Raw genomic sequence first — 22,427 nt, 5'->3', positions numbered from 1 at the left:
AATGGACCCGACGTCAACTTGGATGCGAATTGTTCATAAAGCCCAGCGTTCTTTGCAGGTCCTCTAGTTTTAAGGGTTTTTGCAAATATCCATCAAATCCGGCGCGCAGACACTTTTCCTTATCCCCCTTCATTGCATGGGCCGTCAGAGCGACAATCGCACCTTGATAATGGCGGCGTTTCAACTCAGCCAGTGCTTGATAACCATCCATCTCGGGCATTTGAATATCCATTAAAATAATTCCGTATGCCTCGCGAGATGCTTTTTCCACAGCCTCTTTGCCAGTTTCAGCGGTATCAATTTGTTGATCAGAAATACCCGCCCTTTTGAGGAAGTGACGGAACAATTCTCTATTATCTGCAGCATCATCCACAATCAGCACGCGAGATCCTTTGGTCAGCGCCAATGGCACTGGTTCACGGGAATGCTCCCTTACGCATTCAATCACCTCTTTTGATGCTTTCGTATATTCAGTTGTTACCACGAAAGTACTCCCCTCACCCAGCGTACTGGATTCAAGAATGACATCACCACCTAAAAGGCGCGCAAGCTTTCTTGATAAAAATAAGCCCAATCCTGTTCCGCCAAACCGTCGTGTGGTGGAGCTATCGGCCTGCACAAAGGCTTGAAACAGTTGCAACCGATGCTCAGGGGAAATTCCCACGCCCGTGTCGCAGATACGAAACTCCAATCGACCTTTTTGTAAATCATCTGGTGAACTCATTTGACTAGCTTCCACTGAGATTCGCCCGTGATCCGTAAACTTAATCGCATTACCAATGACATTAATCAATATTTGGCGCAATCTTGTTGGATCCGAAACAATGATTTCCGGAAGCTGCTCACAATGCAGTTCAAGATCCACACCTTTTTCTTCAGCCCGACCGCGGAGCAATTGAGAAATATCTTTTAATAACAAAGGAAGAGAAAAAGGAATTTGTTCAATTAATATATGCTGCGATTCAACTTTTGAAATATCCAAAATTTCATCGACAATTCTTAAGAGCTGTTGCCCATTTCGCGCGACGGTTTCTACTGCTTCTTTTTGCTCACAACTTAAATTTGTATCCGAGCAGAGGATTTCAGCAAAACCCAACATCGCACCTAAAGGGGTCCGAATCTCGTGGCTCATGTTAGCCAGGAAAGATGTCTTTGCATGACTCGCCTCTTGGGCTTTCAAGTAAAGATTGGCATTTTCCAACGCGACCGCTAGACGACGGACGATTTCTTCTGCCACGAATTTATCATTATCCGAAAATTGATATCCTGATTTACGCGAAACAAAGACGACCACGCCATCCGGCTTTTTTTCGCCTATTTTGAGTGGAACGAGCAACAACGAGGATACTGAGAGCGGATTGGATTCCAAATCAGAAATGTCTGCGCCAAAGGTGTTCGCGACATACTCCCTCAATTCAGCTTGATTGATAATTGTGGAAACGCCTTTTTGCAGAACCTGAGCAGATCCAGTCGGTGAATCCCAACGCATGGGGTGAGCCTGTCGCCAGCGCTTGATGATTTCCACGTCTTCGACTTTTGCTGCCGCAACTTCTGCGAGCACAATATCAAGAGCTTCTTCATCTAAAATTTCAATCACACAGACATCGGCAAAAGAAGAAATCACACGTTGAGCAAAAAGCTTCATCAATTCTTTGCGATCAAACGAAGATGATAACAAAAAACTCATGTCTGAAAGAAAACTCATTTGTCGTGCGCGAATCTCAGCCTCTTCCCGCATAATTTGCTCTTGTAAAAGAGCTAAACTTTGCTCCTCAGCCTGCTTCATTTCTGTGACATCATGGATAACTCCCAAAAGATATTCGGGCTTTCCGTCTTTATTTAGAATAGGAATTTTCATAGTATGAATGCAACGAAGTCCTCGCTCGGTTTCAAGCTCTTCCAACGGCGTCTCAATGGCCCTTCCCGTCATCAAGGCCCTGCGATCTTCAGCTTCATATCGTTGTGAGCGTGAGAAAGAAAAAGCTTCGTAATCAGTTTTTCCAATCAATTCAGTTCGAGAAATCGACAATAGTTTTTCCATGGCCCGGTTCACGCGAACATAGCGCAAGTCGCGGGCACGCTTTACAAAAATCATACTGGGAATATTTTCGATAATGGCACCAAGAAAAGCTTCAGACTGCTGCAACTCCATGGTTCTTTGTGAAACCATATCTTCCAGCTTCAGATTGACCTCTTCGAGTTGTCGTTCAACGGCTTTGCGATGAGAAATATCCATGACCAAACCAATCACAGTTCCATCTTGAAACAGCGTCAGAGTGATCAAAACTTGAATGCGATGACCGTCTTTATGAAAATATTCTTTCTCAAAGGTTTGGACCGATCCCGACCGTAAGATGGTTTTTTGCGCTTCCCGGCTGGCTTCTGCAGCTTCAGGTGTGGTGAGCTTTTGCCAGTTCAAATCACCACGCAGCAGTTCTTCGCGGCTGTAACCGAGCATTTTGAGGAAATAATCATTAGCATCATAAATCGAACCATCTTCTAAGTTTGTCGACACAATCCCAATCATATTGGATTCGTAGATGGTACGGTAACGAAGCTCGGCCTGAGAGTTGGAGCTTAAGGGTTCTGACATATTTTCTCCAATGATATGACTTTAAATCATTCGAGAATTCTGCGAACTAAGGATTTCAATGTGATCTAACAAAGTCGTGGGAAACCTGAGCCAGCTTGTGAGGCCAGTCATTTTTGCAGCTACAAGACCTGTTCCAGACTCTTCATAAGGCGATAATTAAGAGCCTGAACGTCGGCTTCACTTAACGAATCTTGAGAGAATTCTAGCATTCGCTCCACCTCTTGACTCAAGATGGGGAAAACACGTTCAATAATTTGTTTCTGATAGGAAGCAGAGGAAATTTTGTTTCGCACAAGACCCCAAAACTTCCAACGCGCCGGAAGAAGTAAAAAATAAGGATGCTGTTTGGATTCGGTTTGTTTAAGCAGAGACGACCAACTCTTTAGCGCACCTGGATGAGCTCCAAGAGTCATGCTTCGATAATTAAGTTCTTCGAAAGTAAACTCGCGGTGAGAATCTTGGACGCCAAGCTCAAAAGATTTCAATGCTTCTGGCGAAGCAGCTAACAATTCCGGAAAGGTGTCTGGATTTTTCGTCGTCACCACAGTCACAATATCTGCGAAGAGTTCATGAAGGGCCGTATACAAAATCACCGCGGGATCATTCTCTCGGGCGCGAGCGTCAATGGCCGCATATTGATCACGAAACTGTGGAATCGACGCAAGCAGATTTTTCTCAAAGATCGCATGAGCGTACTCATGGTTAAGCGTATCAAGATCCACTTTGCTTCTTTTCCAGGAAGCCGTTTGCGGTTGAATACCTACATAAACGCTAAAATCGTTTCGATCAAACACACTGAAAATCGTCAGGTGGCCCACGGTTACACGGGTCTCCGTGGGACGCTTTAGATTTCCAAGCAGGGACTCTACTAGCATCAAACGTTCTTGATATTCCTGGAGACGAGGGCCTCGCTGGGCTTTTTCTTCGACGATAATACGACCGTTAAAATCAAAAGTATCATCCAAAACCTGAGCGCAAATGTCAGAACTGGCAATAGATATCGACGGCCCCAAAATGGCCATTGATGATAAGATCATCGACATCCAAATAGCTCTCATTGCAAACTCCACGCACTTGGCAGTGCTCTAAGAAATCCGGAAATTCTCTCTGCAAATCAAAGACCGATTTGTCTAAATTTAACAAGATCCTTGGCCTCCCTTATGCAAACCAAAAAGGTATGAAAACGACAAGAGTTCATAAAGATTTTATGAGGAAATGGTTAGGACTGACCCTTATTCTGTGTCTATCTTTTGGACAGATGGGCGCCGAAGTAGCGCAGGCCCAGATTGCTCCATCCCGTTCAACTCTCAGTTATGATTACGACAAGCTTTTAAATATCGCCACGCAAATTCAAACCAATAAATTGCTTTATGACTATCTCAATATTGAGCTGGCTCCGCTCTTAGAAATTAGCCCCGCCCAACAAGCCCTTTTCCAGTGGGGACCTAAGAGTAAAGGTCTGTCTGAGAGTCAGCTTGTCGCCATTTTGCAAAATGCTCCCGAGCTTCTGACTCGCGTGGAATCTTACATGGCACAAGTATCTTACACCAACTCCAGCGAACCTGCTGTCGTTGAACTTCGTGCGCAAATGAAAAAAGAATTTGAATTTTTCGTGACAAATAATCCCGATCTTTTGGCGCGCTTAAAAGTTTTAAGTGATCCGACTCAAGCTTTCACTGTCACAACTCCCGGAAATAAGCCCGCAATGACTTCTGTTGAAACTTTTGTGAATCATCCGATTGTCTTAGGTTATGGGACACCTGAACAAAAGACACTTCCCGCGGCTGATCTAAAAGCCGAAGTGATTAAGTTTATCAACGGAGCTCAATCTCAAGTTTGGGCCAATTTTTATGATTTCGATTTGATGGACGTGGCCGAAACATTTGCTGCTAAGGCCAAAGAAAATGTCGATGTCAGTGTGGGTGTGGATTCTGCCGTCGTCGAAGCGCGACCAGAAGTAAAAGCAGTCGCTGAATTTCTTGAATCGCAAAAGTCTGCCGGTCTTGATTTTGTTCGTGTGAGTTCTGTGGGACTTAACCATATGAAAATGATCGTGCGGGATCCAAACGGACCCAATGCCGCGGTTATGTTTTTATCTGGAAACTTAACTCAGTCTTGTATCGGAAAAGAAGGCGATTTAAAAAACCTTCCGCCTGAGATTCGCCCAAAGGAATCAATTCCCAACGCCAATCACGCCATTATAGTAAAAGGAACTTATCCTGCCATCTTTGCCCGCCATCAATTGCATAAAGTTTTAAAGATGAAAATCCGTGGAACTGCGGCTTTCTTAAAAGGCAATGCAGGTTTTCCAATCGGCGGCGCTTATAAATTCTTTTCAGCTCCTACGCCGAACGGGAAGATCGTTAAAAATCCGTGGATGATTTTCTCATTTTCTCCAAATGGCGGCATGGGCGATATCAACACGGATATTTTAAAACAAGTCATCCTGACGACGACGGGACCCGTGCGGTTTTTGCAGTTTGCATTTTCATCTAAGGTCGTGACTGATGCTCTCGCTCTGCGCATTTCGAACGAGAAAAAACAGGCGGCCGCAGAAGGTCGATCTTATGTCGCTGACATTGGTGGCTTGGGTGATCAATCTTTCACGCATCGTGATTTTAGTTCTTTCTTAACTCTGGATGGACTGGTTCAGGATAAGGTCACGGGTCTTTTCTCAGTGGATCCAAACGGCGTTTATAATCAATTGTTAACGCCAGAGGAGCTGGAAAAGACTCGCGCTCAAACATACTCAGCACCTGCAATTTATGGCGAAAAAACCTTACGCGTAAACGGTGAAGCTCACCAAATTAGTTCGAAAATTCACCATAAGATAATGATCATTCCTGATTTCGCCATCACAACCCCGGGAACTTCGTTTAATTACTCCGTAAATGCGGAAAGTAATAACGAGCAAATCGTGATCATGCGAAATGAACAGGTCACAGACGTACTCATGGGGGCCTATGAGTACCTCCGCTCGAATTCGCGCGGAACTGTCTATGACATCGCGATGAAGAGAAACTCCATTCCTCGCCCACCACCAAAACCACTCGATCTGAATGCTATTTTAACCTGCGAAGGCCTCTTTTAAGAGGCTAAGATGTTCCATTGGTTCACGTGAACACTAGCGCTGGGTATATTCGGTGCTGTTCAGAGTATTAAGTTTCTGTCAGATTGACCAAATCTCGATGAATCCTTACATTTTCGCTCGCATGTTGTGTAGCAGACTGCTAAAAGCCTCTCTCACAAAAGCACTGAGAAAGATACTTCGCTATGAACCTACAGAAAGTCAGCATTGGACTTATTCAGACAGTCAGTCTGCTTCTCGTACTCTTTTTAAGTAAGCTTTTACCGCTTGAAGGCTTTATGGTCCTTGTCGCGGCCATGACTCTTACACATTACATATGCTCTTTGTACTATTCCGCCCCCGCTCTCTTAGGGATGTTTCAATCCCGCCGAGGTCTTTTAAATATTCTCGGCATGATTCTTTTGGTTTATTTTAGCTTCCGCTTTCAACAACCAGGGCTGCTGTTTTATTTTGGTTTGCATCACAGTCTTTCCGAAACTTGGGTTTTACAAAAACAACTTCCCCACTATTCGATTTCATCCACACGCAGCCTCTTTATGATCCGCTTTGCGTTTCATTCGGTGGTCTATGCTCACTTAAGTAAAACTTCTGGGATGATGGACTTTATTTCTCACGAAGATATTTTTATCGCTCTGTGTGCGATGTCGGTTTTGTATTTGGCAGTTGTGATGTTCAGTCGCCTTCCGGACCGTAGCAAAGACAATCTCTTTATCAGCGACGGGCTTTTTATTTTCCTGGCACTGATGGCTTATTACGATGTTTTGAAATTCGACTTTTTTATGTTGGATCTCTATCACTGTATTTACTGGATTTTACTTCCCGTGGTGGGACTGCACTGGCGTGAAGGAACAAAGGCTTCAACGCGCTTTTTCGGCATGAATGTCGTACTCGCATTAGGTTCCGGAATGTTTTTCTATATATTGAACAGACTGGTTCCAAGCCCGATGCAGGATGGAATGTCTTCACTGGTTCGCGATTTTTTAACAATGGGTGGATACATTCATATTGGAATGGGATTTTTCCTTTTGAACGTCAATCATTTCCGTTGGCGAAAGAATCCCGAGGCGCCCCTGGAGCGCCCCATCCGTTTGCCTATTTAGCGACGGCACATATACATATTTTCTAAACGATAATAGCCTGAGCCATTGACGAAAAGAACCATCCATCCGCCCATACCACCGTCTGACAACGCTGCACCACCCGCGAGAAGCTCCGGCTTGATGTACAATCTGACAAGGCGCTCAGGATACCAAGATTCCAACTCACCTTTGTAAGCCAAATAGTTTACCAGATAACCATAGTGATTGTTTTTAGTTTTCTCTCCAGCTTTCAAGGTTTCAAGACTTTGCCCGACACGAATGGATTCACCTTCCACTTGTAAAATATAAGGCACGCGATCTGGATTGCTCATACTAGGTTCACAGACGTAAGAAAAAGACTCGGCCTTTGCCACAAATGAAAATGCCAGAGATAGAAAAAGGGTCACAACAGAAGCTTTCATAAAATCTCCTCGTAAAGCACACCAACCCTATTCGCTTTTCATAGAGAGTCAAGGAAACTGATCCCGAATTGTGTGCGCAGCCCAACTCCTAAGATATCCGGGCACCAGTAGTAGAGAGGCCGCTAGAATTGTGGGCTGCAACTATAAAACAGCCTACACCCGATGGGTTTGGCTCGGCACTCTTGCTAAGACCGATGTCTTAAGTAAGGCTTTTCCCAAAGCTCAACACTTAACATTCTTAGCTGACGATAAAAAAGAAAAGACGAGAGAACAAAGATATCTCAACCACAACAAACGTAAATTCGATCCACTATTTAAAATCAATCACACCTGCGCCAAACTACGATATCACATCAAACGACTTACAAGAAGAAATTGGTGCACGACTAAAAAGCCCGAGCACTTAGAGCTAGGTCTTTATCTATATATTGCGAAGAGTAACAACTTTGCGTTTTTAAAATAGAAAATTGTATCCGAGCTTTGAGGTTCGGCAAATTTGGGGGCTGGGTTTTGGAGATTTTCAAGACGTAGCGACCTCTGTTGGTGCCTGGATGGCACGAACCCACCGAAGGTGGGCAACAGCAGAGGCCGGATGCCGTGTCGCGAAGCCTTGGAAATTTCCAAAACCCAGCCCCCAAACCTCGCCCGAAGCACACACTCGTGGATCAGTTTCTGTTGAAAACTAAAGAGTTGTGCGGAAGCGACGCCAACTGATCGTAATAAAAAGAGCGGCCATCGCGGCAAGAATCAAATTATTTTGTAAAATCAATCGCACATCTCCGCCTTTAAGCATTATGTTGCGAAGCAGCTCGATAAAATAAGTCAGTGGGTTGATGTAGGCAAATATCCGCAGTGCCCACGGCATATTTTCAATCGGGAAAACCAAACCGCTGAGCAAGACAGAGGGAAAAAGATAAAGAAATCCGCCCATCATGGATTGCTGTTGATTTTTCGCGAGGGTCGAAATCAGAAGTCCAATTCCGACTGTACAACATACGAAAATCAAAGCTGACAACATCAAAACAAGCGCCGAGCCTCGTAGTGGCATTCCGAACAAGAACATCGCCACTCCCACAATAAGGGGGATATTGCTGACACCTAAAAGAACAAAAGGCAGAGTCTTTCCAAGAATCACCTCAGAGGGCATGATCGGAGCAGAAATCAAAGTCTCAAAAGTCCCCTGTTCTTTTTCCTTGGTGATCGACATACTGGTCAGAAGAATTGTGATCAAACAGACCAGCATGCTCATCACACCAGGAATCAAAAAGAGAGCAGTTTCCATCGCCGGGTTGTAAAGCACGCGCACATCAAATTTAAGCGGCAGGTCACGCTCAAACTGAGAATACACGATATTCATAAAGTACCGCTCTATACTTTGCGCCCGATTCACATTCACAGCGTTAATTAACAACTGCACTTTGCCATCATCGCGCCCCAGGGCCTTATCCAGACCGCCTGTAGGTAAAAGAACAACCGCATCAGCTTCACCTTTTTGTATTTGCTCAAATGGATCTGAGCTTGTGACCTTAGCCGGAATAAACCATTTTGAAGCCAGACTCTGACGATAGACATCTTGAATAAAGGTCTCTGTCGGCGCCCCCACAATACTCAGTCGAATGCGTTTCGCTTCCGTAGAAAGAGCTGTTCCAAAAATCGTCAGCTGAATACAAGGCGCAAGAAACAATAAAATCCGCATTCGTGGATCACGCAATGTCTGAAGAAGTTCTTTTTTCATAAAACCCATCAGCGTCTTCACGGTTCCACGTCCTTTTTAAATTTCTTGGTCGCCAAAAGCAGCATCATAAAACACAGAACGATCAACATGAAAAGCTCTGGCAAAATATCCCGAAGGCCGGCACCTTGTAAATACAGCTCACGACTAATCTGAATAAACCAACGAGCCGGCAAAATCATTGTCAGATAGTAAAAAAAATTCGGCATATGTTCATTTGGAAAAACGAAACCCGAAAGTAAAATCGTCGGTAAAAGGCCTGAAATCATCGCAAACTGCATACTCATTTGCTGTTTGCGAGTCACCACTGAAATCAGCAAACCTTGCGCCAAATAAGTCAGCAGAAATACGAGACATGAGAAAAAATAAAGCAGGAGTGATCCTTTAAACGGAATCATAAAAACGATCTGTGACATCAGAAAGACAAATATCACGGCACAAAATCCCAGCACACAGTAAGGCAGCAATTTACCAATGATGATTTCGATTGGACTTACAGGTGTTGAAAGCAATAACTCCATCGAGCCATTTTCCCACTCCCGTGCGACGGTCAGAGAAGTTAGTAAAATTGAAAGAATCGCAATAATCACGGCGGCCAAGCCAGGCACGACGAACCATTGGCTATTTAGCTCCGGATTAAAAAGAAACCTTGTAACGATCTCAACCGGCTCTTTGATATTTTCTTTACCGAATTTCTTCTCAAGACTCATACGTTGAATGCCGTTGAGATAGCCCATGATCGAACCCGCTGAAGAGTTATCCGCCCCATCCACCAAAACTTGAACCGTCGCCTCAGATCCTTGGCGAAAATGAGCCTCAAAACGGGGCGGTATGACGAGAGCGGCATGCGCCTTCCCCTCATCCAAAGCCTGCAACGCCTGAGACGGACTTTTCACATTCAACGGACGAAAATAACTGGAACTGGTAAAAACTCTCGCTAAAGAGCGCGAACTTTCCGTATGATCCGCATCAAAAACCGCAAGTCCAATATTGTTCATGTTAAATTCAATTGCGTAACCAAAGATAAATACCATGATCACAGGCATCGCCAAAGCCAAGGCCATTGTGAATGGATCGCGCACAATATGGAAAATTTCTTTTTTGGCAATCGCCCAAATTGTGGAGCGTTTTTTCACGGTTTTCCCTCCACTTGCGCGATAAATACTTCTTCCAAAGAAACTGTTTTGGGATCCCGATCTGGCAGACTGTGTTTTTTCAAATTCAACGGACTATCTAGAGCAATCAGCTCACCAGAGCGCATCAAGGCAATACGACCGCATTGTTCTGCCTCATCCATATAATGAGTCGTCACAAACATGGTTTTACCTTTGGCCGCTAAATCCCGAATCAGATTCCAAAAACGTTGACGGTAGGCTGGACTCACACCCGCGGTTGGTTCATCCAGGAAAACAATTTCCGGATCGTGCAACATCGAAGCCACGAGGCTGACCTGTTGCTTAATACCTCCCGGCAAATCCTTGACCATGGTTTTTAAACTTTGTTGGAATTTAATAAATTGTAAAAGCTCATCTTGTCTCTGCCGATATTTATTTTTATCCATTTTTCGCAGAGAGGCCGTAAAAGCTAAATTTTCGCCCACCGACAAATCTTCATAGAGAGTGAACTTCTGCGACATATAGCCGACTTGACTTTTTACTTCAAAAGCCTGAGTCAGAACATCTCGCCCGACGACTTCTGCTCGTCCCGTTGACGGCAATAACAATCCACACAACACACGAATAGTCGTCGTCTTCCCCGCTCCATTCGCGCCGAGAAAACCAAAGATCTCTCCTTTTTCAACACTGAAACTGACATCGCGAACGGCAAAAAAATCACCAAACTGCACCGAGAGATTTTCTACAATCACGGACTTCATACCAAGCCCTCCTGATCGTAGCGCAAAAACACAGCTTCAAAATTTTCAGCATTGTGATCTTCTAAAACTTTTTTAGGTGTGCCTTCTTCAAGAGTTCGTCCATCAAATAAAAGATGAACTTCTTGGCATTTCAGTGCTTCATCCATATAGGAGGTGGTGATCAAAATCAAAATGTCTTCTTTTTCCTGCAGCTCATAAAGCAAAGACCAGAAATCGCGACGACTCAAGGGATCCACGCCATTTGTCGGCTCATCTAAAAGTAAAACCCTCGGTGAAGCCAAGAGGGAGCAAATAAGACCCAGCTTTTTGTACATTCCTCCAGAGAGTTGCCCTGCTAAACGCTCGGTGAATTGCTCGAGTCGGGCCATTTTTAAAAGCTCTTCACGACGTTTGCGATATGCATCTTCGTTTAACCCGTAAAGAGTTTTAAAAAATTCCAGATGCTCGTGAATGCTCAACTCAGCGTAAAGACTTTGTGATTGCGGCATGTACGCCATATAAGGTCGAACATCCGCAAAGGCCTGCTCTTGCCCTTCACTGAAATAAGAAATACGACCTGCGTCTGCCTTCAGAAGTCCCATCAGGTGTCGTAAAAACGTGGTTTTCCCCGCCCCTTCCGGTCCAATAATCCCATGCAAAGTTCTTGCACGAAAAGACATCGACAGACCCTTTAGCGCCTCGGTGCTCTTAAGTTTCTTCTTCAGATCCTGAACTTGAAGAGAAAGCTCTTGCATGGCGCTAATCCTTATCAGCCCACTCCAGTGTCATTCCTGGTTTTAAAATACCGTCTTGGTTTTGAAAACGAACTTTCACTCCGTATACAAGCCTTGTGCGCTCTTCGCGAGTTTGCACATTCTTGGGTGTGAACTCTGCTTCCGGGTCAATATACTCAATAGCTCCTTCGAAAACTTTTCCATCTAATTCAGGCAAGCGTGCTTTGACATTCTGGCGCAGTTGCAAACCAGCCAAGCGATCATGCGGGAGATAAAAATAAACATAAGGTCTTTCGATATCTCCGATGGTCATCAGTTTCACTCCAGGGCCGACCATCTCACCGACCTCATGATACTTACTCAGAATGGTTCCCTTTAATGGAGACCGTACATCACACCAGGAGATGCGCACTTCAAGATCGTCTTTTTTGGCTTTTGATTGATCGTAAACTTCTTGTGAGACTCCATCGCCACGCAAAAGTTTTCCCGTTCGTCCGTAATTCTTTTTCGCTAAATCATAGGCCACTTGAATGTCTTCACAAGCCAGCGTCACAAGGTTTTGATCTTTTTCAACCGTCATACCTTCATCAGCTGAGATGCTTTTAATCACCGAAGCCACACGTGCGGGAACATCGACTTTTGTGACTTCAACTGTGCCAGCATAATAAAACGTGCTGGGAAAAAAGATGCGCTTAATAACAAGACCAAGAGTGATAAGGATAACAATTGCAACAGGGATGATAAGACGACGACGATTGCTCATCATTAAAGCCTAGACCCGTCAGTCGGAAAGTGGAAATAAAAAAGGAGGCTTAGCGCCTCCTTTTTTATTTTGATCTTGTGATCTTAGTTTGTTGGTGGTGCGAACCAGCAACGTGGTCTTACGCCTGCAGTGTCGCGTGGCGCATAGCAAGAACCTTGTTTGTAATCAGAGTTACTTGGTTCTTCGCTTTCTTTAGCTACACATAGCATACCAGCAAAGTATGTATCCAAGCGGCATTGAGTCGCTGGATGATTGTCATTTGTGCGACGAACTTCTGATTTATCAGGAGTTCCGAAAGTTGGAGGTGTTGTTTCCTTTTTCAAAGCTTGGAAAAGGTTTGCAACAGATTGACCTGCCAAAGATGAACGAAGGCACAGCAATTGATCTTGTCTGTTTGTGAATTGCGCTTCGCAAGCTGCAGATGCAACTGGATCCAAATCCAAACCTTTCAAGATTGCTTCGTTATCGTCTTCAGCAAAGAAACGACGAAGACATTTCAAAGTCGCGAAGTAGTCAGAGCCACCTTCGTTAGTTGCCCAACCGCCGCCGAACCAGCCAGCAGTTTTCGGAGCTCCACCGTTGTGGTGACCGAATTCATGGCAGGCAACAAGAGCAAAGCCCTCGATGTTCGTAGCCGGATGACGAGCAAGACCACCGTACATATTAAGTACTTGAGTGTTACCCATTCTTTGCGCAGATGCATTTACAGTACCGTCTGACCAAAGACGATTGATACGAAGTGTATCGCCTTTTCTTTCAACATCAGCTTTATAGATCTTTTCGATACGATCCAAAACATCGTTAAATTGTTGTTCAGAGATACCACCTGTAGAGAACAACCCCACTGGAATGTTCATATTGTTTGGCGGAAGAAATCCCGCACAAAGTGTTTTTTCAGATGCTGTATGGTGCGTGAAACCAAGCGTTGCGATCAATGCAAGCCCCGTTACCGCACGACGAATTGTCGTAAGAGTCATGACTACCCCTCCTTGAGTCTAGACGTTCCAAAAATCGTATCAATATGATGCGGCCAAATTCAAACATTAATCATTTATCTGTGAAACAATGCATCGAAGTAATGTTTAACACTTCCTAGCATTAAGAAATTGAAAGAATGCGTCGAAATAAGAACTAGTTTATGAAAACTTCTCACGTGAAAGGATCGGTATGAAATTTGGATCATGGTTTAAAGGTTTACGGGGAAAACTTCTTCTTTCAGCGTGTCTCCCACTTATCGCATTTTCTGTCCTCACTTGGCTGTCGATTTCCACGATGAATCAGCTCGGTAGCTATCTTAATGAAGCCTACACACACGTGATTCCAAATACCGATTCTCTAGGTCAAATCACAACCGAGCGCGCCAGTGTTGGTTACTTTATGTGGGCTGCAATCGGCGTTAAAGATGCAAATGAAAACGCGGAGTTCGTTGATAAAGCTCAACAAGCTTTTGACCGTTTTAAAGTTGCGCAAGACGCCTATGAAGGCAGCTCAACAACTCCAGAGGCTGAAAAAAATTACGCCGATGTGAAAGAGAAAAAAGCACGTTTTTATGAACTGACTTCTTTGATGATCAAGCATCTGGGCAAGAACACTCCCGAGGACGATGCTGAAGTTTTAAAGTACCTCAATGGTGGTGAATGGCACAAGATGTCGATTGGAATTCGTAAAGCCGTTCAAGCCAATACAAAAATTTATCAAGAGCTTGCTAAAGCAAAAAACGAAACTCAAGCGTCGGAGCGCAAATTTAAAACTCAGTTGGTTCTTTTGACAGCACTGGCTTCTGGCATTGGTCTCTTCGCTATTCTTATGTGGATTGCTTTCAAAGTTTCAAACTCAATCCGCCTGATCACTGAACAACTCACAGGTGCAGGAAACCAAGTTGCAGGCGCGATCAACCAATTGACGAGTGCCGGACAAACTCTTTCACAAGCTTCAACAGAGTCAGCCGCTTCTCTTGAAGAAACAGTCGCTTCTCTTGAAGAAATGTCATCGATGGTGCGCATGAACTCGGATAACGCCCATCAGGCAGCCACGCTGTCGCAAACCTCAAAAGACGCTGCTGAAAAGGGCCAGGTTGAAATCAAAAACTTGATTGATTCGATGACTGATATTTCTAAATCATCTCATCAAATTGAAGAAATCATCAGCGTGATTGATGATATCGCCTTCCAAACGAACTTGTTGGCATTAAATGCTGCCGTTGAAGCGGCCCGCGCTGGCGAACAAGGAAAAGGCTTTGCCGTGGTTGCAGAAGCTGTTCGCGCACTTGCTCAACGATCCGCGTCAGCAGCCAAAGATATCACCGGCCTGATTCGCGATAGCTCGGAAAAAGTAGAACGAGGTTCAACAACAGCCGATCGCTCTGGCGAAGTTCTTCTGAATATCGTGACGTCGGTTAAAAAAGTTTCTGATCTTAACAGCGAAATTTCGTCTGCAAGCTCAGAACAAACAAACGGCATTCAACAGATTAGCAAGGCGATGAACCAACTGGATCAAAGTGCGCAAGCCAATGCCGCCTCCTCTGAGGAAATCGCCGCTTCTGCGGAAGAAATCAACGCCCAGGCGTTCCAAATGAAAAAGCTGGTTTCTGAGCTTAATTCACTGGTTCTGGGTGCGGGATCAAACGAAGAAGCAGCCCCTGCTCCAGAAGCAAAACCTGCTCGCGTTATCGAACTTAAAAAGCCAACAAAAGCAGCACCAGCTCCGCGTCGAGTGGAGAAAAAAGCACAGGGATCCAGCTCTGAAGTCATTCCGTTTGATGACGACGTTCCTCACCGTAAAGTTGGGACAACAGACGGCTTTTAATCCATTGCCGAAAAGCTTTCTTCTCTGCTAGTCTGGGGTGGATGAAAATCCCATTTAATATTCCGCCCCATATCCAAAAAGAAGAGGCATATATTGCCCAAGCCATCGCCAATAAAAAATTATCTGGCGAAGGTGCTTTCAATAAAAAATGCGTAGAGTGGTTTAAAGAAAATCTTCGTTGTCCTCTCGCTGTTATCACTCCTTCTTGCACATCTGCTCTTGAAATGGCGATGGTTCTTGCTGACATTGGTCCCGGTGATGAAGTTATCATGCCTTCGTTCACTTTTACTTCAACAGCGAACGTTGTCGCGTTGTATGGGGCAACTCCTGTTTTCGTGGATGTTGATCCAGCGACCATGAATATTTCTGTGAGCGCCATTGAAAAAGCAATCACGTCAAAAACGAAAGTTATCATGCCAGTTCATTATGCGGGCGTGGGCTGCGAAATGGATAAGATCATGGATCTTGCCAACCCTCGCGGTATTTTAGTTGTCGAAGATGCCGCTCAAGGTATTTTTGCTTCTTATAAAAACAAAGCTTTGGGCGCGTGGGGCCATATGGCGGCTTTTAGCTTTCACGAAACGAAAAACATCGTTTGCGGCGAAGGCGGCGCTTTAATTATTAACGATGCAAAACTAGTGGCGCGTGCAGAAATCGTTCGCGACAAAGGAACGAATCGTCAGCAGTTTTTAAACGGCCAAGTGGATAAATACACATGGCAGGATAAAGGCTCTTCGTACTTGCAATCAGAACTTGCAACAGCATTTTTGTATGCACAGCTTGAAAACGGTCAGATGATCACACAAAAGCGTCTAGATCGTTGGAAACAATATCATCAGGCTTTTGCGGGTCTTGAAAAGTCAGGCCAACTCACTCGCATGACAATCCCTGCTGATTGCAAAGCGAATGCGCATATTTATTACTTCCTCACAAATACGGCCGATGAAAGATCTATTTTGTGGGGCTATTTGAAAGAAAAAGGCATTCAAGCGACTTTCCACTACGTTCCCCTCCACTCTGCTCCTGCGGGACAGAAATTTTCGCGCACAGCGGGACCGATGACGGTTACTGATGACCAATCCGCACGCTTGCTGCGTATGCCACTATATTATTCACTCTCTGAGCAAGAAGCTCAGTACGTTATTGACACTGTTAACGAGTTTTATCGAGGTCGTTCATGAAGGGTATTATTCTAGCTGGAGGCGCAGGTTCTCGCCTTTATCCAATGACAAGAGTCATGACCAAACAATTGCAATCGGTCTATGACAAACCAATGATTTACTACCCTTTGAGTATTTTGATGCTCGGTGGAATCAAAGATGTTTTGATGATCACAACTCGTGAAGATCAACCCACGTTTCAAAAGCTTTTGGGTGATGGTTCACAATTTGGTATTTCTTTGTCTTACGTGATTCAAGATAAACCAAACGGACTGCCAGAAGCTTTCGTTTTGGGTGAAAAATTCATTGGCAACGATGACGTGTGCTTGATCTTGGGTGATAACTTGTTCTACGGCGATTTGACGTTTTTCAGAACAGCAATTGAAGATCAGTTGAATAAGAAAAACAACATGAATGCGCGCGTGTTTGCGTATCACGTTGCCGACCCTTCTGCTTACGGTGTTGTGGAGTTCGATAAAGAAACTAAAAAAGTAAAATCCATCGAAGAAAAACCAAAACAACCGAAGTCGTCTTATGCGATTCCAGGTCTTTACCTCTTCGACAAAACAGTTTCAGCTCGTGCGAAGGCTTTAAAACCTTCTCCTCGTGGTGAAACTGAAATTGTGGATTTGATCTTATCTTACCACAACGAAGATAAACTTGGTGTGCAAACAATGTACCGTGGTGTGGCTTGGCTCGACACCGGAACGCCTCGGTCTTTACTGGACGCATCTTCTTTCATCGGAGCCATTGAAGAGCGCCAAGGAACGAAAGTGGCTTGCCTTGAAGAAGTCGCTTACCGCATGAAATTTATCACACTGACACAGCTACGCGGCATCACCGAAGGTTTGCCGAAATGCTCTTACCGCTCTTATCTTGAAAAAGTGATCTCTGAGGAAGTATGAAAAAAGTATTAATGATGACCGGTTCTGCCGGCTTTATCGGTTCTAATTTTGTTAAAACGATTTGCTGCCGCGAAGATGTGAAAGCTCAATACGATTTCGTATTCGTAGATGCTCTGACTTACGCAGGTCGAAAAGAAAACATTCAAAAAGAACTCGATACACATTCGCACCTGACTTTTATTCATGCCGATATTCGTGATTCCCAAAAAATGCATGAGCTCTTTAAAAAGTACAACTTTGATGGCGTTTTGAACTTCGCCGCGGAATCACATGTGGATCGCTCCATCGAAAGCCCGAATATTTTCGTTGAAACAAATGTTTTGGGAACTTTGAATCTTTTGAAAGAAAGCCTGGCAATTTTCGAGAAAAAACCTTCGTTTAAGTATCTCCAAGTCAGCACAGACGAGGTTTATGGAACTTTGGGCATGGAAGATGCTCCTTTCACGGAACAAACTCCGATCGCACCCAACAGCCCTTACAGTGCTTCAAAAGCCAGTGCAGATCTTTTGTGTCGCTCTTACTTTGAAACATTTAAGCTTCCTGTCGTGATCACTCGATGCTCCAATAACTATGGTCCCCTGCAGGTTGAGGAAAAATTTATTCCTTTGATGATCAAGCGTGCTCTCGCAAACGAGCCACTTCCAGTTTATGGAACAGGTTTGAATATTCGCGATTGGATCTTTGTTGATGATCACAATGAAGGTGTCTGGGCGGCATTTACTCAAGGTCATGCGGGCGAAGTCTATAACTTTGGTGGCAATTCTGAGAGACAAAACTTGGATGTGGCAAAATTGCTTTTAAAACATCTTGGTAAACCAGAAAGTCTGATTCAATTCGTCACAGACCGCAAAGGCCACGACTTCCGCTATGCGATTGATTATTCAAAAGCGCAAAAGGAACTGAAGTGGTCTCCAAAAGTTCGCTTTGAAGAAGACGGACTTCTTCGCACGATTGAGTACTATCGCAATCTATGGGCGAAATAAAAGTCCTACACTGCCTGAACGCCCCTTCCTGGGGCGGGCTTGAGATCTATAGCGTTGAATTGATGATCGAGCTTCAGAGAAATGGTCTGAAGCAAGCAGCCCTTTGCATTCCTGGGTCTCGCGCGGCAGATGAATTAAAAAGAGCGTCAGTTGAGGTTTTTGAACTTCCGGCAGGAATATCAAAGTTCGCTCACGCGCGTCTGATTCGCCGATTTATCAAAGAAAAGGGTTTTACTCACCTCCACTCTCACACACGTCTTGATATGTGGGCCTGTGCTCTTGCAAAGTGGAACAAAGGCGGAATCAAGCACATTTACAATCTCTATATGAATGCTCTTCCGAAACAGGATTTCGTTCATAAGTGGTTGTTTTCTAAAGTCGACGCTCTTTGCACGTCTTCGCAAAATATTCTAGATGATGCGAAAAAGAATTTTCCAATCGCACCAAAAAAACTGCATCTAATCCGCTATGGTCGTAAAACCGATCAATACGTGCACGCGCCTGAAAAACGCGAACACATTCGTTCCAAATACAATGCCGAAGGTAAAATCGTCTTTGGAACTCTTTGCCGTATTGATCCAGGCAAAGGTGTGCGCGAACTCGTTTCCGCACTCGATCATTTAACAGACGAAGAAATCGGAAAAATCCAACTATGGATCGTTGGTGATCTTACCATCGTCGGTAAAAATCCTGACGGCAGCATTCACTACGAAGGCCCTTCCAAGGAATTGTCCGACTGGATTGATCGCAAGATCGCGGAACCTCGTCTAAAAGGTCATCTTGTGCGCATTCCATTCCAAAAGGAATATATTCCCTATATTGATGCCTTGGATGTGTTTGCATTGGCTTCTTATAACGAGACCTACTCACTGAGCATCCTCGATGCCATGCTCATGGAAAAACCCGTTATTGGTACAAATGCAGGCGGCACGCCCGAACAAATTGGCCATAACGAACGCGGAACATTGGTAGAAGCAAAAAACGCGAAAGCCCTTGCGGAAGGCATGCGAATTTATATTCAAAATCCTTCATTGACAGAGACTCAAGGGAAAATCGGTCGCACATGGGTGCTAAGCCAACACAACTGGCCGACGACACTCCAAAAAACCGTCGAAATTTATCAGAAATTATAGAATCAATTTCGCGAACTTTTCGCGATTCTCTAGCACGTACTTCGGTGCGTGCTCTTGAATATCCACCTTTTTAAAGACCATCGGTCTATTAAAGATGTCTTTACCCGTTTGCACTTGTTTTTCAATCCACTCATGGGTGAACATGTCTGGAGTCATATATTCGGTATGAGCGTAAGCCTTCATCTTTTTCAGAATCATGTCTGTTCCGCCCATAAATGAATAGTGCCACCCACCATCCATGACCATGGTATGTTCGCTGTCTTTGCGACTGCGATAAGTGCGCATATCATTCGGCGACTTTTTAAAGTACCGATATTCTGCCATCACCGAACCATGCCAAGGCTTGTAGCCCTTGTAGAATTCATTCGGCTCAGTATGATCGACAGCCAGATAATTCAAATAGTAGTAATAAAGCTCTTGATAGAAGGTTTTAATACCCGGCGTGTTTTTAAATTCCAGAACTTTTTCGGGACGAGGAATTTCATCCACGTCTGAGAAAATAATAATGTCATCCGGCTTACAATTTACCAGACCGCGGCTCAACGCATTTCTTTGAAAGTCTTCCAGATCCCAATTCCGTGTCGGACGAAGCTTCTTCCAGTTGAACTTTGGAAAATCATCGACGACGACGTGGATGATTTTATCCTGAAACTGACGGAAGCGTTCACGATTTTCATCGAAGAATAATTTTTTAGGAACTTTGGAAAAAGTCTCTGTTGCTTCAACGATGACGAAACGATCTACCACAGAATCGAGCACATTTAGGCGGATCTCAAGCAGATCCAATTCGTCATAGAATACAAAGCAATCGTAAATCATGAAACTCCCAGCATTCTTAAACCTTGCACCAACACCACGACTATCACGTAAGCGGCAAGATTAAAGGCGATCAGTTGGCCAACTGCAAACTTCCAAGATCCGCTTTCACGGATTTGAACAGCCACCGTCGACATACATTGAAGGGCTATCATAAAGAATATCATAAGCCCGATCACGCTGCTGGTTGTAAAGATCTTTTGTCCCAGGGAATTCACAGCTGTGCCCATTTGACTTAATAAAGACTGCTGTTGAGAATCTTCATCGGTATCTGTGATATTGAAAGTCACCGCCAACGAAGAAACGAACACCTCACGTGCGGCGAAAGCGGAGATCAACCCAACGCCCACACGCCAGTCAACGCCCATGGGCTGAACAACGGGTTCAATAATATGTCCCAATTGGCCCACGTAGCTTTGTTGCAACTTTTCAGTGGCATTTTCGTTGTGATAGTTCGGGAAGTTAGTCCCAACCCAGATCAAAACCGCGAAAATAAAAATTGGCGGACCGGCACGCTTTACGTAAGACATTGTACGAGTCAAACTTTGGCGCAAAAGAACGCGGAATTTAGGGCGACGATAAATCGGCAATTCCATCATAAAGAACGACTTGTCTTTTTCCGGAATAAACTTATTCACGATGCTCGCTGCAATGGCTCCCACGACTAAGGCACCAAGGTACAGGGCCGCAAGCGCCATACCTGGCTTCCACGCTGCTTCACCATGGAATAAGAAGGCCAACAGGATTGCATAAACGGGCAAACGTGCTGAGCACGCCATCAGAGGCACCACGAACGATGTGATCCAACGATCGCGCGCAGATGGGATATTACGAGTGGCGATAATCGCAGGCACCGCACAGGCGAAACCAGAGAGAATAGGAACAAAAGAACGACCACTCATACCAAGGGCTGAAAACGGACGATCAATCAAAGTCGCCGCACGAGCCAAGTATCCAGATCCTTCCAATAAACCAATACCAAAGAACAAGATAAAGATTTGCGGCACAAATACCAACACCGCACCGAAACTTGATACCACGCCGTTGGCTAAGAAATCAGCCCACAGAGTTCCAGGTCCCATGCCAGCTACAAGTTCGTTCAAACTTGTGAACCAACCATCGATATAATCCATGAACGGAGTCGCCAACCAAAAGATCGACGAAAACAATCCACCCATAATAACCAAGAACAAAACCATGCCCAGATAAGGATGCAACAAAACTCGATCCAACACCTCCGTGTTGCGAACGATTTTTTGCAATTTCTCTTCAGCTTTTTCAGTGCGGTGATTTAAGGCCTCTGTTGCGATCTTTTCGCATTCACGCATTTTTTGATCAAGTAAATCAAAACTCCAAACAACAGGCTTTAAAGGTTCTTTATCTGAATGAAGCTTTTGCGCTTCTGCAACAACTTCGCGAAGACCACCAGCAAGAACACCATCAAATTGCAAAACAGGACAACCAAACGTTTTGCGCAAGTAATCCATATCGATCTCGATACCTTGCTTGCGCAAAAGATCCGCCATCGTGATCACGATCATAAACGGAAAACCCGTTTCTTTCACTTGCATGGCCAACTGAAGATGACGAGACATTTGCGTGCCATCAACAACAACAACGATGCCATCAACACGACCGCCGATTTTTGGATTTTCGTAAATGGCTTTTAAGGTCACCACTTCATCAGCACTCTTGGGATGCAGACTGTAGGTACCTGGCGTGTCCATGGCAATCATGCCTTCGCCTAAATGAGACGCAAGCTTACCGATTGAAAACTCAACGGTAGCACCTGGATAGTTCACGGTTTTAAAACGCGATCCTGTCAGCCAATTGTAAAGAGTTGTCTTTCCACAGTTTGGCGCACCAACAAGAGCAAGGGATTTCAGTTTTACTTCGGTTTGATTAGCGTGCATGCCGCTTCCTCATTTCGCAAAGCCAGGAAGCTGGTATGAAAACGAACCAGCAACGGACCATTAAAGGGAGCTCGACCCAGAATTGTAAGAAGCATACCTTTACGCAGACCCATCTCGTGCAAACGCTCACGATAAAGCTCGTCGCCATCAAAACCAGTGATCTCAAAGGACTGGCCCGTCTTAACTGATGAATCGGTTAACTTCATAAACTCCCCTGAATCCTTCTGTGTTAAGGGGAAGTCCGCATAAAGGGAAGTCCCGGCGCCTCCTGTCGGGATGATGAAAACGAGTTGATAAGGACTCTCAGCTAAACTCGCTAAAATGCCTGAAAATATTGCAGATTTTGAGGATTCTTCACTCTTATTCCACCTTGAGGCGGAGACTTCAACAAACTTCACCAACGTCTAGTTTGCCAGGCCGTTCGTTAAGTCCATTTTCTAAATACC

General features: G+C 44.6%; 20 protein-coding genes. 8 read left to right on the top strand and 12 right to left on the bottom strand.

The features are described 5' to 3' along the window. Nucleotides 1-13: 13 nt before the first annotated feature. Entirely contained in the window at nt 14-2,593 is a 2,580-nt protein-coding gene (locus ACLWOR_RS11590) for a PAS domain S-box protein (protein WP_413940897.1), read from the bottom strand. 119 nt (nt 2,594-2,712) lie between these two features. Then, the gene (locus tag ACLWOR_RS11585) at nt 2,713-3,651 is read right to left on the bottom strand and encodes a hypothetical protein (protein ID WP_413940896.1); all 939 of its coding nucleotides are present in this window, start codon (nt 3,649-3,651) and stop codon (nt 2,713-2,715) included. 149 nt (nt 3,652-3,800) lie between these two features. Here ACLWOR_RS11585 and ACLWOR_RS11580 point away from each other — a divergent pair, with 149 nt between their 5' ends. Further along, entirely contained in the window at nt 3,801-5,684 is a 1,884-nt protein-coding gene (locus tag ACLWOR_RS11580) for a hypothetical protein (RefSeq protein WP_413940895.1), read from the top strand. A 182-nt stretch (nt 5,685-5,866) separates the two neighbouring features. Next, entirely contained in the window at nt 5,867-6,781 is a 915-nt protein-coding gene (locus ACLWOR_RS11575) for a hypothetical protein (RefSeq protein ID WP_413940894.1), read from the top strand. Here the strand turns inward: ACLWOR_RS11575 and ACLWOR_RS11570 are convergent. Continuing rightward, nucleotides 6,778-7,182, bottom strand: a complete 405-nt coding sequence (locus ACLWOR_RS11570; RefSeq protein WP_413940893.1) for a hypothetical protein — start codon at nt 7,180-7,182, stop codon at nt 6,778-6,780. The genes ACLWOR_RS11575 and ACLWOR_RS11570 overlap by 4 nt on opposite strands. A gap of 130 nt (nt 7,183-7,312) precedes the next feature. On the opposite strand from ACLWOR_RS11570, the gene ACLWOR_RS11565 reads away from it, so the two are divergent. Further along, a complete protein-coding gene (locus tag ACLWOR_RS11565) occupies nt 7,313-7,645 on the top strand; it encodes a hypothetical protein (protein ID WP_413940892.1) in 333 nt (110 codons plus the stop codon). A gap of 219 nt (nt 7,646-7,864) precedes the next feature. On the opposite strand, the gene ACLWOR_RS11560 is transcribed toward ACLWOR_RS11565, so the two are convergent. From ACLWOR_RS11560 to ACLWOR_RS11535, 6 genes are all read right to left on the bottom strand, one after another. Then, nucleotides 7,865-8,938 (bottom strand): ABC transporter permease, encoded by a 1,074-nt coding sequence (locus ACLWOR_RS11560; protein ID WP_413940891.1) that lies wholly within the window; start codon nt 8,936-8,938, stop codon nt 7,865-7,867. Then, a complete protein-coding gene (locus ACLWOR_RS11555) occupies nt 8,935-10,050 on the bottom strand; it encodes an ABC transporter permease (protein WP_413940890.1) in 1,116 nt (371 codons plus the stop codon). Before ACLWOR_RS11555 ends, ACLWOR_RS11560 begins: the two co-directional genes overlap by 4 nt. Further along, a complete protein-coding gene (locus ACLWOR_RS11550) occupies nt 10,047-10,790 on the bottom strand; it encodes an ABC transporter ATP-binding protein (RefSeq protein ID WP_413940889.1) in 744 nt (247 codons plus the stop codon). The genes ACLWOR_RS11555 and ACLWOR_RS11550 overlap by 4 nt, the downstream gene beginning before the upstream one ends. After that, the gene (locus tag ACLWOR_RS11545; protein ID WP_413940888.1) at nt 10,787-11,524 is read right to left on the bottom strand and encodes an ABC transporter ATP-binding protein; all 738 of its coding nucleotides are present in this window, start codon (nt 11,522-11,524) and stop codon (nt 10,787-10,789) included. Before ACLWOR_RS11545 ends, ACLWOR_RS11550 begins: the two co-directional genes overlap by 4 nt. 4 nt (nt 11,525-11,528) lie before the next feature. After that, the gene (locus tag ACLWOR_RS11540) at nt 11,529-12,266 is read right to left on the bottom strand and encodes an efflux RND transporter periplasmic adaptor subunit (RefSeq protein WP_413940887.1); all 738 of its coding nucleotides are present in this window, start codon (nt 12,264-12,266) and stop codon (nt 11,529-11,531) included. An 83-nt stretch (nt 12,267-12,349) separates the two neighbouring features. After that, the gene (locus ACLWOR_RS11535; protein ID WP_413940886.1) at nt 12,350-13,243 is read right to left on the bottom strand and encodes a hypothetical protein; all 894 of its coding nucleotides are present in this window, start codon (nt 13,241-13,243) and stop codon (nt 12,350-12,352) included. Nucleotides 13,244-13,433: 190 nt separating this feature from the next. On the opposite strand from ACLWOR_RS11535, the gene ACLWOR_RS11530 reads away from it, so the two are divergent. The 5 genes from ACLWOR_RS11530 to ACLWOR_RS11510 are packed head-to-tail and all read left to right on the top strand — an operon-like array spanning nt 13,434 to nt 19,252. Then, nucleotides 13,434-15,071: a methyl-accepting chemotaxis protein gene (locus tag ACLWOR_RS11530; RefSeq protein ID WP_413940885.1), complete on the top strand. Its 1,638-nt coding sequence runs from the start codon at nt 13,434-13,436 to the stop codon at nt 15,069-15,071. Nucleotides 15,072-15,112: 41 nt separating this feature from the next. Beyond that, nucleotides 15,113-16,252 carry a dTDP-4-amino-4,6-dideoxygalactose transaminase gene (gene rffA, locus ACLWOR_RS11525; protein WP_413940884.1) on the top strand — a complete coding sequence of 380 codons (1,140 nt, stop codon included), beginning with the start codon at nt 15,113-15,115 and terminating at the stop codon, nt 16,250-16,252. Continuing rightward, nucleotides 16,249-17,136: a glucose-1-phosphate thymidylyltransferase RfbA gene (gene rfbA / locus ACLWOR_RS11520; protein ID WP_413940883.1), complete on the top strand. Its 888-nt coding sequence runs from the start codon at nt 16,249-16,251 to the stop codon at nt 17,134-17,136. The genes rffA and rfbA overlap by 4 nt, the downstream gene beginning before the upstream one ends. Then, on the top strand, nt 17,133-18,119 hold the full coding sequence (gene rfbB / locus ACLWOR_RS11515; protein WP_413940882.1) for a dTDP-glucose 4,6-dehydratase: 987 nt from the start codon (nt 17,133-17,135) through the stop codon (nt 18,117-18,119). The genes rfbA and rfbB overlap by 4 nt, the downstream gene beginning before the upstream one ends. Then, the gene (locus ACLWOR_RS11510; RefSeq protein WP_413940881.1) at nt 18,107-19,252 is read left to right on the top strand and encodes a glycosyltransferase family 4 protein; all 1,146 of its coding nucleotides are present in this window, start codon (nt 18,107-18,109) and stop codon (nt 19,250-19,252) included. The genes rfbB and ACLWOR_RS11510 overlap by 13 nt, the downstream gene beginning before the upstream one ends. Here the strand turns inward: ACLWOR_RS11510 and ACLWOR_RS11505 are convergent. Genes ACLWOR_RS11505 through ACLWOR_RS11495 form a run of 3 tightly spaced genes read right to left on the bottom strand, consistent with a single transcriptional unit; the run spans nt 19,247 to nt 22,187 of the window. Beyond that, nucleotides 19,247-20,071 (bottom strand): N-acetylglucosaminyltransferase, encoded by an 825-nt coding sequence (locus ACLWOR_RS11505; RefSeq protein WP_413940880.1) that lies wholly within the window; start codon nt 20,069-20,071, stop codon nt 19,247-19,249. The genes ACLWOR_RS11510 and ACLWOR_RS11505 overlap by 6 nt on opposite strands. After that, complete coding sequence (gene feoB / locus ACLWOR_RS11500) at nt 20,068-21,981, bottom strand: ferrous iron transporter B (RefSeq protein ID WP_413940879.1); 1,914 nt, start codon at nt 21,979-21,981, stop codon at nt 20,068-20,070. Before feoB ends, ACLWOR_RS11505 begins: the two co-directional genes overlap by 4 nt. Next, entirely contained in the window at nt 21,957-22,187 is a 231-nt protein-coding gene (locus tag ACLWOR_RS11495) for a FeoA family protein (RefSeq protein WP_413940878.1), read from the bottom strand. The genes feoB and ACLWOR_RS11495 overlap by 25 nt, the downstream gene beginning before the upstream one ends. Nucleotides 22,188-22,427 lie beyond the last annotated feature (240 nt).

It is taken from the genome of Bdellovibrio sp. HCB2-146, assembly GCF_047345725.1.
In the GTDB taxonomy this organism is placed as follows: Bacteria; Bdellovibrionota; Bdellovibrionia; order Bdellovibrionales; family Bdellovibrionaceae; genus Bdellovibrio.
The sequence above is the reverse complement of the archived record's forward strand: the minus strand, read 5'-3'. Positions and strand labels throughout refer to the sequence as shown.